The organism is Dickeya parazeae Ech586 (genome assembly GCF_000025065.1).
GTDB lineage: Bacteria > Pseudomonadota > Gammaproteobacteria > Enterobacterales > Enterobacteriaceae > Dickeya > Dickeya zeae.
The window spans coordinates 4458691-4472705 of sequence record NC_013592.1 but is presented as its reverse complement, the minus strand read 5'-3'; the positions used below and the strand labels follow the sequence as shown (position 1 = coordinate 4472705).

The 14015-nt window shown below is 57.6% G+C and carries 9 protein-coding genes; 6 read left to right on the top strand and 3 right to left on the bottom strand.

Annotation, left to right across the window (positions count from 1 at the left end; all coding sequences use genetic code 11):
• Positions 1 to 40 precede the first annotated feature (40 nt).
• The 3 genes from ilvD to DD586_RS19485 all read left to right on the top strand — a co-directional run bounded on the left by ilvD (position 41) and on the right by DD586_RS19485 (position 4292).
• Positions 41 to 1891 (top strand): dihydroxy-acid dehydratase, encoded by a 1851-nt coding sequence (gene ilvD / locus DD586_RS19495; protein WP_012886515.1) that lies wholly within the window; start codon positions 41 to 43, stop codon positions 1889 to 1891.
• A gap of 5 nt (positions 1892 to 1896) precedes the next feature.
• Positions 1897 to 3441 (top strand): threonine ammonia-lyase, biosynthetic, encoded by a 1545-nt coding sequence (ilvA, locus tag DD586_RS19490; RefSeq protein ID WP_012886514.1) that lies wholly within the window; start codon positions 1897 to 1899, stop codon positions 3439 to 3441.
• Positions 3442 to 3551: 110 nt separating this feature from the next.
• Complete coding sequence (locus DD586_RS19485) at positions 3552 to 4292, top strand: DUF2461 domain-containing protein (RefSeq protein WP_012886513.1); 741 nt, start codon at positions 3552 to 3554, stop codon at positions 4290 to 4292.
• 3 nt (positions 4293 to 4295) lie between these two features.
• Here the strand turns inward: DD586_RS19485 and DD586_RS19480 are convergent, their stop codons facing one another.
• The gene (locus tag DD586_RS19480) at positions 4296 to 5060 is read right to left on the bottom strand and encodes a lysozyme inhibitor LprI family protein (protein WP_012886512.1); all 765 of its coding nucleotides are present in this window, start codon (positions 5058 to 5060) and stop codon (positions 4296 to 4298) included.
• Positions 5060 to 5947, bottom strand: coding sequence for an HTH-type transcriptional activator IlvY (ilvY, locus tag DD586_RS19475; RefSeq protein WP_012886511.1), 888 nt, complete (start codon positions 5945 to 5947; stop codon positions 5060 to 5062). Before ilvY ends, DD586_RS19480 begins: the two co-directional genes overlap by 1 nt.
• A gap of 163 nt (positions 5948 to 6110) precedes the next feature.
• Between ilvY and ilvC the strand changes: the two genes are divergently transcribed.
• Both ilvC and DD586_RS19465 read left to right on the top strand, forming a co-directional pair.
• On the top strand, positions 6111 to 7589 hold the full coding sequence (gene ilvC / locus DD586_RS19470; RefSeq protein ID WP_012886510.1) for a ketol-acid reductoisomerase: 1479 nt from the start codon (positions 6111 to 6113) through the stop codon (positions 7587 to 7589).
• Between the two features lie 105 nt (positions 7590 to 7694).
• Positions 7695 to 8081 (top strand): hypothetical protein, encoded by a 387-nt coding sequence (locus tag DD586_RS19465; RefSeq protein ID WP_012886509.1) that lies wholly within the window; start codon positions 7695 to 7697, stop codon positions 8079 to 8081.
• Between the two features lie 38 nt (positions 8082 to 8119).
• Here DD586_RS19465 and putP read toward each other — a convergent pair whose 3' ends face one another.
• A complete protein-coding gene (gene putP / locus DD586_RS19460; protein WP_012886508.1) occupies positions 8120 to 9619 on the bottom strand; it encodes a sodium/proline symporter PutP in 1500 nt (499 codons plus the stop codon).
• A 393-nt stretch (positions 9620 to 10012) separates the two neighbouring features.
• On the opposite strand from putP, the gene putA reads away from it, so the two are divergent.
• The gene (putA, locus tag DD586_RS19455; RefSeq protein WP_012886507.1) at positions 10013 to 13990 is read left to right on the top strand and encodes a trifunctional transcriptional regulator/proline dehydrogenase/L-glutamate gamma-semialdehyde dehydrogenase; all 3978 of its coding nucleotides are present in this window, start codon (positions 10013 to 10015) and stop codon (positions 13988 to 13990) included.
• Positions 13991 to 14015: the final 25 nt, after the last annotated feature.

Here is a 14015-nt window from a genome sequence, read left to right as displayed (position 1 = left end):
TATGCCACCGGCTATCCGCTTAAACTGGAGTAATCAGAGTATGCCTAAGTACCGTTCAGCCACCACCACGCATGGTCGTAACATGGCTGGAGCGAGAGCCCTGTGGCGCGCGACAGGGATGACCGATGCCGATTTCGGCAAGCCTATCATCGCGGTAGTGAACTCGTTCACCCAATTCGTCCCCGGACACGTTCATTTGCGCGATCTGGGCAAACTGGTCGCCGAGCAAATTGAAGCAGCCGGTGGCGTTGCCAAAGAATTCAACACCATCGCGGTCGATGACGGTATCGCGATGGGGCATGGCGGTATGCTCTATTCTCTGCCGTCCCGCGAGTTAATTGCTGACTCGGTGGAGTACATGGTTAACGCGCACTGTGCGGACGCCATGGTCTGTATCTCTAACTGCGACAAGATCACCCCAGGGATGCTGATGGCGTCGCTGCGCCTGAACATTCCGGTGATTTTCGTTTCTGGCGGCCCGATGGAAGCCGGGAAAACCAAACTGTCTGACAAAATCATCAAGCTGGATCTGATCGATGCCATGATTCAAGGGGCGAACCCGAAAGTCAGCGATGAAGACAGTGCTCAGATTGAACGTTCCGCGTGCCCGACCTGTGGCTCCTGTTCCGGTATGTTCACCGCCAACTCGATGAACTGCCTGACTGAAGCGCTGGGGCTGTCTCAGCCGGGTAATGGCTCACTGCTGGCCACCCATGCCGATCGCAAAGATCTGTTTATCAATGCTGGTAAGCGCATCGTTGGTCTGGCGAAACAGTATTACGAGCAGGATGACGCCAGCGTGCTGCCGCGTAGCATTGCCTCTAAAGCGGCGTTTGAAAACGCCATGACGCTGGATATCGCGATGGGCGGTTCTACCAATACGGTACTGCACCTGTTGGCGGCAGCGCAGGAAGGCGAAGTGGATTTCACCATGGACGACATCGACCGCCTGTCGCGCAAGGTGCCGCAGCTGTGCAAGGTGGCACCGAGCACCCAGAAATACCACATGGAAGATGTGCACCGCGCTGGCGGCGTGATTGGTATTCTGGGCGAGCTGGATCGCGCCGGGTTGCTGAATAAAAACGTGAAGAACGTATTGGGTCTGACCCTGCCGGAAACCCTGTCTGCCTATGACGTGATGCTCACACAGGATGAGGCGGTGAAAAAGATGTTTGCCGCCGGTCCGGCAGGCATTCGTACCACGCAGGCGTTCTCGCAGGATTGCCGTTGGGATTCGCTGGATACCGACCGTCAAGAGGGCTGTATTCGTTCTCGCGAACATGCGTACAGTCAGGATGGTGGCCTGGCGGTGTTGTACGGCAATCTGGCGCAAGATGGCTGTATCGTGAAAACGGCTGGTGTAGACGAAGGCAGCTTGGTATTCCGCGGCCCGGCCAAGGTATATGAAAGCCAGGATGATGCCGTGGAAGCGATTCTGGGTGGTCAGGTTCAGGCAGGCGACGTGGTGGTGATTCGCTACGAAGGCCCGAAAGGCGGTCCTGGTATGCAGGAAATGCTCTATCCGACCAGCTTTCTGAAATCAATGGGGCTGGGTAAAGCCTGTGCGTTGATCACCGATGGCCGCTTCTCCGGCGGTACTTCCGGTTTGTCGATCGGCCACGCGTCGCCGGAAGCGGCCAGTGGCGGCACTATCGGTCTGGTGCAGGATGGTGACATGATCGCTATCGATATTCCCCAACGCGGTATCGCGCTGGAAGTCAGCGATGACGAACTGGCCCGCCGTCGTGAGCAGGAATTGGCTCGTGGCGATGCTGCCTGGACGCCGAAAAACCGTGACCGGCAGGTTTCCTTTGCGCTGCGCGCTTACGCCAGCCTGGCGACCAGTGCGGATAAAGGCGCGGTGCGGGACAAAAGCAAGCTGGGGGGCTAAACGCCATGGCAGTATCACTCCCTCTTCCTGCCGAACCCGGTGGAGCAGAGTATCTGCGCGCGGTATTGCGTGCGCCGGTGTACGAAGTGGCGCAAGTTACGCCGCTGGAACGGATGGATAAACTCTCCTCGCGGCTGGGTAATGTCATTCTGGTCAAGCGAGAGGATCGCCAGCCGGTGCATAGCTTCAAGCTGCGCGGTGCGTACGCCATGATGGCGGGCCTGACTGACGAGCAGAAGTCGCACGGTGTGGTGACGGCGTCGGCCGGTAACCATGCACAAGGCGTGGCGCTGTCGGCCAGTCGCCTCGGTATTCGGGCATTGATCGTAATGCCGGTCGCCACCGCGGACATCAAAGTCGATGCGGTGCGCGATTTTGGCGGCGAGGTGTTATTGCATGGCGCCAACTTTGATGAGGCCAAAGCCAAAGCCATTGAACTGTCGCAACAGCAGCACATGACCTTTGTGCCGCCATTTGACCACCCGGCGGTGATCGCCGGGCAGGGAACGCTGGCGATGGAGCTGTTGCAGCAGGATGCCCATCTCGATCGCGTTTTCGTGCCGGTCGGTGGTGGTGGTCTGGCGGCAGGGGTGGCGGTATTGATCAAACAGTTGATGCCGCAGATCCAGGTCATCGGCGTTGAAGCGGAAGATTCCGCCTGCCTGCGAGCGGCGTTGGATGCCGGTCAGCCGGTGGATTTGCCGCGCGTCGGGCTGTTTGCCGAAGGGGTGGCGGTAAAACGCATCGGTAACGAAACCTTCCGCTTGTGCCGGGAGTATCTGGACGATGTGATTACCGTCGACAGCGACGCCATCTGTGCGGCGGTCAAAGACCTGTTCGAGGATGTGCGGGCGATTGCCGAGCCGTCCGGGGCGCTGGCGCTGGCCGGGATGAAAAAATACATCCAGCAGCACAACATCCAGGGCGAACGGCTGGCGCACATTCTGTCCGGCGCTAACGTCAATTTCCACGGGTTGCGTTACGTTTCTGAGCGTTGTGAGCTGGGTGAACAGCGTGAAGCGTTGATGGCAGTGACGATTCCGGAACAGAAAGGCAGCTTCCTGAAGTTCTGTCAGTTGCTTGGTGGGCGTTCTGTCACTGAGTTTAACTACCGTTACGCGGATGCCGACAACGCCTGTATTTTTGTCGGTGTACGGCTGACGCGCGGTAATGCGGAACGTCATGAAATCCTGACGGAATTGCAGGCGGGTGGGTATCAGGTGGTCGATCTGTCTGACGACGAGATGGCGAAGCTGCATGTGCGTTATATGGTCGGTGGCAGGCCATCCAAACCCCTGAAGGAGCGGCTGTACAGCTTCGAATTCCCCGAATCGCCGGGGGCGTTGCTGAAGTTCCTCAATACGCTGGGTACGCACTGGAATATCTCGCTGTTCCATTACCGCAGCCACGGCACCGATTTTGGTCGGGTGCTGGCAGCGTTTGAACGCACGGAACACGACCCGGCATTCGAGCAACATCTGCAGGCACTGGGGTATGAGTGCCATGATGAAACGCAAAACCCGGCGTTTCGTTTCTTCCTGCAAGGTTAACACCGGTTAGCCTGATGTCATGCGCCCGACGGTGTTATGCCGCCGGGCGCATTTTATTTTATGACCTGTTGCGGTAGGCTTGACCCTCTATCTGTCAAGGACATCACATCATGGCTACGGGATTCAACGGCTTCTCACCGCAGACGCTGACGTTTTTGCAGCAGGTACGCCAGCAGGACAGCAAAGAATGGTTTGAAGATCACCGGCAGGAGTATAACGATCAGTTACTGACGCCGTTTCGCTTGCTGGTAGACTCGCTGTCGATCCCTATGTTGCAGATTGACGATCATTTCGAAACCAAACCGGCGGTAGGCAAAACGTTATCCCGCATTCATCGCGACACCCGCTTTTCCCATGATAAATCGCGCTATCGCGACAAGATGTGGTTCACCTTTAAACGCACCCATAAAGATTGGACGGACGCGCCGGTCTATTTTTTCGAGCTAACGCCCACCGACTGGAGCTATGGTCTGGGGTATTACAGCGCCAGTCGCACCACGATGGAGCTGTTTCGACAAACGCTGCGCGATAATCCGCAGGGTTTTCTGGATGTGGCGGCGTGTCTGGGGCATGAGTTTGAGCTGGTGGGGGAGAGTTATAAACGGCCGTTGGTTAAGGATCAGCCCGAGGCGCTGGCACACTGGTACAACCGTAAATCGTTTGCGGTGATGACCACCCGGCAGGATCAGGAACCGTTGTTTAGTGGTGAACTGGTGCCGCTGCTGGCGAAAGGCTTTACCCGGCTGGAGCCGCTGTACCATTACCTGATGAAAATTGAGGCGATGAAGAAAGCGGCGGAGCCTGAAAAGGTCAGCCCCGCCTTTTTGGATGAGAAGTGGTTTAGCCGCTGAGGGTTATTTTCCCCGGCTCATCAAATAATCAAACAGGTAGCTTTCACCGGCGGCGTCAAACACGGTGATTTGCAACTGCCGGTTGTCCACGCAAGTCAACAGCAGTTTTTTCTGTCCGCCGAAGCTGCTCTCCGTCTGGCCAATCGCCTGGGTATCGGTCATCTGGCGGGCGCTGAGCGTGATGTCATCGAGTTTGGTTGCATAGCGAAAGGCCACCGAGCCATTGCCGGTAATATCAACGTTTTCGGCATTTAGCGTGACGTTGACCAGATGGTATGGCGCTTTCTGGTCATACATTTCTTTGAAGTAATCGCTCAGCTCGTCGTACTCCTGCGCCGGGAGTTGCAGGTAATACTCGTAGCTGTAGTCGCCATCAAAGCAGCTGTTGCGGCGCGGCCGGGCGATCGGGTCCGGCAGGGTGTGCAGCGTAACGTCGTTCAGGTAGCGCAGGCGGTTAAGCTGTTGCTGGTAGCTCTGACGCAGGCACTCTTCATCCCGACAGGTATTCCGGCTGGACAGCCAACTGCGCTGGAACTGCGTCAGGATTTTGTCCTGTGCGACCCGCTCCGCATTACCGGTGAGAAAGGCGCGCGATTTCTGCCACTCTTTCGCCAGTTCGTCGTCCAGTTGACTGAGCGCGGGTGTCTGGCAAATCAACTTCTCCTGCGCCGAACTGGCCTGTTGGCAGGGAAAGCTGGCGGCCAGCGACGGGAGCGCAACGCACCCCACAGCCAGAGGCAGCAGCCATGTAGCGAGCAATCGTTTCATTATTTTTCCTGTAAGGTTTCCCAAAATGCCGCAATCAACGGGGTGCTAAGATGTGTTCTTTGTACGCAGACACCCAGTTCGAATGGTTCCATCGCTTGTGCTTCTAATACGGATACCCGATTACGCACCGGTTCCGGGCTGTTTTCAAGTACCACATCAGGGATCAAGGCAATACCACAGCCCAGTGCGACCATCGACACCATCGCCTCATGGCCGGAGACGGTCGCATAAATAGGGGGATTGGTAATGTGTTGACGACGGAACCAGACATCGATTCTTTTCCTCACCGGGCCGTGCTCTGGCAGGATAAACGGAATTTGCGACCAGTCCGGGTGCGGCTGCAACGCTTGTGTTTGCACCGGGCACGGTAGCGCCGGAATGATCAATACCAGCGGGACCTTGCCGATAGGCATGAAATCCACACTGGCTGGCAGCGTTTCCGGCCGGCCGGCAATACCGAGGTCCGCTTCGTTGGATTGCACTTTATCCAGCGCGTCAGCGGCATCCCCCGTGGTCAGTTTGATTTCCACCAATGGGTGCCTGGCTCGGAAACGGTCGAGGATTGGCGGCAAGTGGCTATACGCGGCGGTGACGGAGCAAAATAGCCGTAGCTCACCGCTGAGCGACTGGCCTTGCTGTTGTAAAATTAGGCGTAATTGCTGGTATTGCAACAGGGTTTGCTGGGCGAAGGTTTTCAGGTGTTCACCGGCATCGGTCAGGCGCACGGTGCGGTTATCGCGCAGAAACAGCGCCTGACCAATGTCCTCTTCCAGTCGCTGAATCTGGCGCGACAGCGTGGAGGGGCTGATATGCATCGCCTTGGCGGTGCGGCCGAAGTGGCGGCTTTCCACCAGGTGCAAAAAGAGTTTCAGGTCCCGTAAGTCCATGCGCGCTGTGTCTCGTTTTAGTGTTGCAAATCTTGCAATATGACGTTGTTAATATATCAATTTAAGCAATGTATTTCCTGTCATATGATAATGACATTCTGATGGCGGTAGTTATCGCTGTCCCGCACATAAAGCAAACACAATATCAAATGGAGCACGCCTCATGGCCAATTACTTCAATACACTGAACCTGCGTCAGCAGCTGGCGCAATTAGGCAAATGCCGTTTCATGGGCCGTGACGAATTCGCGGATGAAGCCAGCTACCTGAAAGGCAAGAAAGTGGTCATCGTGGGGTGTGGCGCGCAGGGGCTGAACCAGGGGTTGAACATGCGCGATTCCGGTCTGGATATCGCCTATGCGCTGCGTGCTGAAGCCATCGCTGAAAAACGTGCTTCATGGCGCAAAGCGACCGAAAACGGCTTTAAAGTCGGCACCTATGAAGAACTGATCCCGCAGGCGGACTTGGTGGTTAACCTGACACCGGACAAACAGCATTCTGCTGTGGTACAAGCGGTACAGCCGTTGATGAAACAAGGCGCTGCGCTGGGTTATTCCCACGGCTTCAACATTGTTGAAGTGGGCGAGCAGGTTCGTAAAGACCTGACCGTGGTGATGGTTGCGCCGAAGTGCCCGGGTACTGAAGTTCGCGAAGAGTACAAACGTGGTTTCGGTGTGCCGACGCTTATCGCCGTTCACCCGGAAAATGACCCGAAAGGCGAAGGCATGGCGATCGCCAAGGCATGGGCGGCTGCAACCGGCGGTCACCGTGCAGGCGTGCTGGAGTCGTCTTTCGTGGCGGAAGTGAAATCCGACCTGATGGGCGAGCAGACGATTCTGTGCGGTATGTTGCAGGCCGGTTCTCTGCTGAGCTTCGATAAGCTGGTTGCTGATGGCGTTGATCCGGCTTACGCGGAAAAACTGATCCAGTTCGGTTGGGAAACCATCACCGAAGCGCTGAAGCAGGGCGGTATTACCCTGATGATGGATCGCCTGTCCAACCCGGCCAAACTGCGTGCGTTTGCGCTGTCTGAGCAGTTGAAAGGCATTATGGCACCGTTGTTCCAGAAACACATGGACGACATCATTTCCGGCGAATTCTCCAGCGGCATGATGGCTGACTGGGCTAACGACGATGTGAAACTGCTGACCTGGCGTGAAGAAACCGGTAAAACGGCGTTTGAAAACGCACCGCAGTTTGAAGGTAAAATCGCTGAGCAGGAATACTTCGATAACGGCGTGTTGATGATCGCGATGGTAAAAGCGGGCGTAGAACTGGCGTTCGAAACGATGGTGAGCTCGGGTATCATCGAAGAATCTGCTTACTACGAATCACTGCACGAACTGCCGTTGATTGCCAACACCATCGCCCGTAAGCGTCTGTATGAAATGAACGTGGTGATCTCCGATACCGCTGAGTACGGTAACTACCTGTTCGCCAACGCGGCAGTGCCGTTGCTGAAAGGCGCGTTCATGGACAGCCTGCAGCCGGGCGATCTGGGCAAACCGGTCGCAGCGACCAGCGTGGACAACGCGCAACTGCGTGATGTGAACGAAGCTATCCGCCACCACCCGATCGAGGTTGTGGGTAAGAAACTGCGTGGCTACATGACCGATATGAAACGTATTGCGGTCGCTGGCTAAGGTCATCGGGACCTTTCCTCCTGAGAGCGGGGCGCAGATTGCGCCCCGTTTTTTTTGCACTCAATTCACAACGTAGGGCAGGGATGAGCGATGCAGGACATAAAAATGGCGAAGACGTTCTCGTTATCCTCAAGGAGAGTCGGGGTTGCTGTTGTCGGCGTGGTCGTGATGCTGGTGGTCTTTCTCTATGGGGCAGACGACGACTACACGTTGATACGGCAATACCGGCTTGAAAACAACGTGACGGTGAATCTGCTGGAGCTGGGGAGCGGTGGGGCCATGGCAGGGGATGTCTATCGGTATACCGTCAGCGTGAATGGTGGGGAAGCCAAAGAGGTGCTGAAGACCAATAGCCGTGACGCCGATATCCGTATGCAAGATGGGGTACTGGTGATTAACCTGACTGGCGACGTGTACCGGTTGGATAACCGTGTTCGCCTTCATGACGGCTATGAAACACTGAAAACCCGCATTACCGTGACCCACCCGTAATACGGCCCGATGCGCTGGGCCGTATCGTTATCTTAAGCTCAGGCGTCCGCCGGTGCAGACTTAAATACCTGTTCAGCCTGTTGGAAGCGCTCGGTGACGACAGAAGAAGGTGCCCTGCCCAGCAGGCTCACGACCATAATCGCCGCACTGGACAGCAGAAAACCGGGGATGATTTCATACAGATTCAGCCAGCCGTACTGTTTCCAGACGATCACGGTCACGGCACCGACCAGCATGCCTGCCAGCGCACCATTGCGAGTCATGCGCGGCCACAGCAGGGAAATCAGAATGACGGGGCCGAAGGCCGCGCCGAAACCGGCCCAGGCGTAGCTGACCAGCCCCAGCACGCGGTTTTCCGGGTTCACCGCCAGTGCAATCGCGATGACTGAGACCAGCAGCACCATGGCACGACCGACCCACACCAATTCTCTCTGACTGGCGTTTTTACGCAAAAACGGCTTGTACAAATCTTCGGTGATGGCGCTGGAGCACACCAGCAACTGGCAACTGAGCGTACTCATCACCGCCGCCAGAATCGCGGACAGCAATATGCCAGCAATCCACGGGTTAAACAGCAGACGCGCCAATTCGATGAAGACGCGCTCACCGTTTTGAGCAACGTTACCCGCCTGATCAGGGTTACCCGTGAAGTAGGCAATACCGAAGAATCCGACGGTGACGGCACCGGCCAGACAGAGCACCATCCAGGTCATACTGATACGACGGGCATGGCGGATAGTGTGGTGTGAATCGGCGGCCATAAAGCGCGCCAGAATATGCGGCTGGCCGAAATACCCCAGCCCCCACCCCAGCAACGACAGAATCGCGACGGTGTTCAACCCCTTGAACATGTCCAGATTCGCCGGGTTTTTGCTTTCAATGACCGCCAGTGAGGGGGCGATACCGCCAACCGACAGAATGACGATCACCGGCGTCAGGATCAGCGCGAAAATCATCAGGCTGGCCTGCACGGTGTCAGTCCAGCTAACGGCCAGATAGCCGCCGATAAAGGTATAGGCAATGGTCGCCGCCGCACCGGCCCATAAAGCGGTGTCGTAGCTCATGCCGAAGGTACTTTCGAACAGACGGGCACCCGCCACAATGCCGGAAGCGCAATAAATGGTGAAAAACACCAGGATCACCAGCGCGGAAATGACGCGCAACAGTTTGCTTTTATCTTCAAAGCGGTGGCTGAAGTAATCCGGCAGCGTCAGCGCGTTATGGTTAACCTCGGTATGTACCCGCAGGCGTCCGGCGACCCAGGTCCAGTTCAGGTAAGCACCGATGGTCAGGCCAATCGCTATCCAGCTTTCCGAGATACCTGACAAAAAGACGGCCCCCGGCAGCCCCATCAGCAGCCAGCCGCTCATGTCGGAGGCCCCGGCAGATAACGCCGTGACCACACTCCCCATACGACGTCCACCCAGAATATAGTCGCCAAAATTGTGGGTGGCGCGATAGGCCATCAGGCCGATCAACACCATCCCGAAGATGTACACCAGAAAGGTCACCAGCAATGGTGTGCTCATCGTCGTCATTATTTTCTCCATTGTGATGCGATCCGTCAGTCCTGCGCTCCGGTAGGCCGGGCACTGTCCGGCTTGCCGGAACGGATTCGCGATAATAGTTGCTACAGGTTGCACCTTTCAACTGATGGCTGGCTAAAGCGACATGCCAAAATGGCTGGCATTGCCAATACAGCCTGCGATCATTCAGAAGAATGGGCGGCAATAGGCTGAAAAGCGTAGTTTATTAACAAGGTTGCACAAAGTTGCAACATGCCGGATAGTAGCTTTGCTTTCCAACATCACTTTCTTATAGCCGTCATACGTCAGGTTGCAGGTACGTTGGCTTTCTTCCTCGCCTTTGGGGCCAACGCGAGCGTTTTGTTCTGCAACTCGATGTATTGAGGGCGCACAACAGGAGCGGATATGGGCACCACCACCATGGGCGTCAAGCTCGATGAGGCCACGCGTGAGCGTCTTAAAGCCGCGGCGCAGCGCATTGATCGCACGCCGCACTGGCTGATTAAACAGGCCATTTTCAGCTATCTCGAACGCCTTGAAAGTGGTGCCGACACGCCTGAAATTCCTCAGCCGGTCGGGCAAGACCCGAGTGAGGCGGCAGAGATTATGCCGCAATCACCACAAGAAGAAACCCACCAGCCGTTTTTGGACTTCGCCGAGCAGGTTTTGCCGCAGTCGGTACTACGTTCCGCGATCACGGCGGCGTACCGTCGGCCAGAAACAGAGATGATACCGATGTTGCTGGAACAAGCCCGTATGCCAGAGGCGCTGTCGCACGCTGCCAGCACGCTGGCGGCAAGGCTGGCGGCGACGTTGCGCCAGCAGAAAAACAGCGGCGGCCGGGCGGGTATGGTACAGAGCCTGTTGCAGGAATTTTCGCTGTCATCGCAGGAGGGCGTGGCGTTGATGTGTCTGGCGGAGGCGCTGTTGCGTATTCCGGATAAACCGACTCGGGACGCACTGATTCGCGACAAAATCAGTACCGGTAACTGGCAGTCACACGTTGGGCGTAGTACCTCGTTGTTCGTCAATGCCGCGGCCTGGGGGCTACTGGTGACCGGCAAACTGGTATCGACCCACAATGAATCCCATCTCTCCGGTGCGTTGAACCGTATCATCGCCAAAAGCGGTGAGCCGCTGGTGCGTAAAGGCGTGGACATGGCGATGCGGTTGATGGGCGAGCAGTTCGTCACCGGGGAAACCATCGCCGAAGCGCTGGCGAATGCCCGCAAGCTGGAGGCGCGAGGCTTCCGCTATTCCTATGACATGCTGGGCGAAGCGGCGATGACCGGCGATGACGCCACGGCCTATCTGGCATCTTATCAGCAGGCCATTCACGCGATTGGTAAAGCCGCCTGCGGGCGTGGTATTTACGAAGGGCCGGGGATTTCCATCAAACTTTCGGCGTTGCACCCGCGCTATAGCCGGGCGCAGTACGAGCGCGTGATGGACGAGTTGTATCCGCGCCTGCTGTCGTTAACGCTGTTGGCCCGGCACTACGATATCGGCATTAACATTGATGCCGAAGAAGCGGACAGGCTGGAGCTGTCTCTCGACCTGCTCGAACGGTTGTGTTTTGAACCTCAACTGGCGGGGTGGAACGGCATCGGTTTCGTGATTCAGGCTTACCAGAAGCGTTGTCCCTTTGTGATTGATGCGATTATCGACCTGGCGCGTCGTAGCCAGCGACGACTGATGGTGCGGCTGGTGAAAGGCGCTTATTGGGATAGTGAAATCAAGCGCGCTCAGGTGGATGGGCTGGAAGGCTACCCGGTCTATACCCGCAAGCTGTACACCGATATCTCCTATCTGGCGTGTGCCCGTCGTCTGTTGGCGGTGCCGAACCTGATTTACCCGCAGTTTGCCACCCACAACGCCCATACGCTCAGCGCCATCTACCATCTGGCAGGCAACAATTACTACCCCGGCCAATATGAATTCCAGTGCTTGCACGGCATGGGAGAACCGTTGTATGAGCAGGTGGTGGGTAAGGTGGCGGACGGAAAACTGAACCGTCCATGCCGGATTTACGCCCCGGTTGGCACCCATGAAACGCTGCTGGCCTATCTGGTGCGCCGTTTGCTGGAAAATGGTGCCAATACCTCGTTTGTTAACCGGATTGCCGACCCGTCGGTGGCACTGGAAACACTGGTGGCTGACCCGGTCAGGGAAGCTGAAGCACTGGCGGTGCGGGATGGGCAGGTTGGGTCGCCGCACCCGCGTATCCCGTTGCCACGAGCGTTGTATGGCAATGGACGACGCAACGCCAGCGGGCTGGATTTATCCAGCGAGCACCGGCTGGCGTCGCTATCCAGTGCGCTGCTAAGCGGTGCCGCCCGACCCTGGCAGGCACAGCCGATACTGGCTGTCGACAGCGATGTCGGCGGTGAGGCCCGACCGGTCGTTAACCCAGCTGAGCCGCGTGATGTGGTGGGCTATGTGCGTGAGGCGCTGCCCCAGGAGGTCATGCTGGCGCTGGAGCAGGCGGCCAGCGCCGGTGATATCTGGTTCGCTACGCCTGCCACCGAACGGGCGGCTATCTTGTCGCGGGCGGCCGACCTGCTGGAAAACCAGCAACAACAGCTGTTGGGATTGCTGGTACGGGAGGCGGGCAAAACGCTGGCGAATGCGGTGGCGGAAGTCCGTGAAGCCGTGGATTTCTTACGTTATTACGCTGCATTGGTGCGTGAGACATTCAACAATCATGATTACCGCCCACTGGGGCCGGTGGTGTGCATCAGCCCGTGGAATTTCCCGCTCGCTATTTTCACCGGGCAGGTGGCAGCGGCGCTGGCGGCGGGTAACAGCGTACTGGCTAAACCGGCGGAGCAGACGCCGCTGATTGCGGCACAGGCGGTGCAGATACTGCATGAGGCTGGGGTGCCGGTCGGTGCGCTGCAATTGTTGCCGGGGAATGGCGAAACCGTGGGCGCGGCACTGGTGCGTGACGAGCGGGTACGCGGGGTCATGTTTACCGGTTCTACTGCTGTCGCCGCTCAGTTACAACGCGTGTTGGCTGGACGGCTCGACCCGCAAGGGCGTACCACGCCGTTCATCGCCGAAACCGGCGGTATCAACGCGATGATTGTTGATTCGTCGGCGCTGACCGAACAGGTGGTGGCGGATGTGATGACGTCGGCGTTTGATAGCGCCGGTCAACGTTGTTCGGCGTTGCGGCTGCTGTGTGTGCAGGAGGACGTCGCGGAGAAAACGCTGACGATGCTACGCGGGGCGATGGCGGAGTACCGCATGGGGAACCCGGAACGGCTTTCCACCGATGTTGGGCCGTTGATCGATGCCGATGCGAAGCAGCGGATTGGTCACCATATTCACACGATGAGGGCCAAAGGGCGGCCGGTGTTTCAGTCTGCCTGGCCGAATAGCCGTGATGAGGCGGAATGGGAGCACGGGTATTTCATTGCCCCGACGCTGATTGAGCTGGAAAGTGTGGAAGAACTGCAACAGGAGGTGTTCGGGCCGGTGCTGCATGTCGTGCGCTATTCCCGTCATCAATTGGAGACACTAATTCGACACATCAACGCGGCCGGTTATGGCCTCACGCTGGGTCTGCATACCCGTATTGATGAAACCATCGCGCGGGTGATGGGGCTGGCGAAGGTGGGCAATCTGTATGTGAACCGCAATATGGTCGGTGCGGTGGTCGGTGTACAGCCGTTTGGCGGTGAGGGATTATCCGGTACCGGGCCCAAAGCGGGCGGGCCGCTTTATCTGCACCGGTTGCTGTCGCATCGCCCGGATGATGCCGCGACACAGGTGTTTACCCATCGGGACAACGAGCGCCCGGCCGATTTCACCGCACGTCAGGCACTGCTGGTTGGATTGCAGGCGCTGGAATCTTGGGCGCGGCAGACGCAGCGTAACGCACTGGTGTCTTGTTGCCAGCGTTATGCCGGGCTGACGCAGAGTGGCACCATCCGGGTGTTACCCGGCCCGACCGGCGAGCGTAATACCTATACCTTGTTGCCGCGTGAGCAGGTGCTGTGTGTGGCGGATAACGACGATGACGCGCTGGTGCAACTGGCAGCGGTGCTGGCGGTGGGCAGCCGGGCGTTGTGGCGTGAAACGCCGGAGCGACAGGCATTGTACCGGCAACTGCCTGAACCGGTACAGGCACGGCTGGCATTCTGCCGTGATGGCATAACGGACGGCAGCCGGTTTGAGGCGGTGATTTTCCACGGTGATGCCGACCAGTTGCGTCAGCTTAGCGAGCAGTTAGCGCAACGCGATGGGACGATTGTCGGTGTGCAAGGGTTGTCCCGTGGAGAGACTGGCATTGTGCTGGAACGGTTGCTGATCGAACGCTCGCTCAGTATTAACACCGCTGCCGCGGGCGGCAATGCCAGCCTGATGACAATTGGTTAATATAATGTCTGAAGAGGCGGCTCTC

Excerpts from the sequence above, each read along its gene's own strand:
- ilvA (WP_012886514.1), top strand. The coding sequence starts at position 1,897 with ATGGCAGTATCACTCCCTCTTCCTGCCGAACCCGGTGGAGCAGAGTAT.
- putP (WP_012886508.1), bottom strand. The coding sequence starts at position 9,619 with ATGACGACGATGAGCACACCATTGCTGGTGACCTTTCTGGTGTACATC.
- DD586_RS19480 (WP_012886512.1), bottom strand. The coding sequence starts at position 5,060 with ATGAAACGATTGCTCGCTACATGGCTGCTGCCTCTGGCTGTGGGGTGC.
- DD586_RS19485 (WP_012886513.1), top strand. The coding sequence starts at position 3,552 with ATGGCTACGGGATTCAACGGCTTCTCACCGCAGACGCTGACGTTTTTG.
- ilvC (WP_012886510.1), top strand. The coding sequence starts at position 6,111 with ATGGCCAATTACTTCAATACACTGAACCTGCGTCAGCAGCTGGCGCAA.
- ilvD (WP_012886515.1), top strand. The coding sequence starts at position 41 with ATGCCTAAGTACCGTTCAGCCACCACCACGCATGGTCGTAACATGGCT.
- ilvY (WP_012886511.1), bottom strand. The coding sequence starts at position 5,947 with ATGGACTTACGGGACCTGAAACTCTTTTTGCACCTGGTGGAAAGCCGC.
- DD586_RS19465 (WP_012886509.1), top strand. The coding sequence starts at position 7,695 with ATGGCGAAGACGTTCTCGTTATCCTCAAGGAGAGTCGGGGTTGCTGTT.
- putA (WP_012886507.1), top strand. The coding sequence starts at position 10,013 with ATGGGCACCACCACCATGGGCGTCAAGCTCGATGAGGCCACGCGTGAG.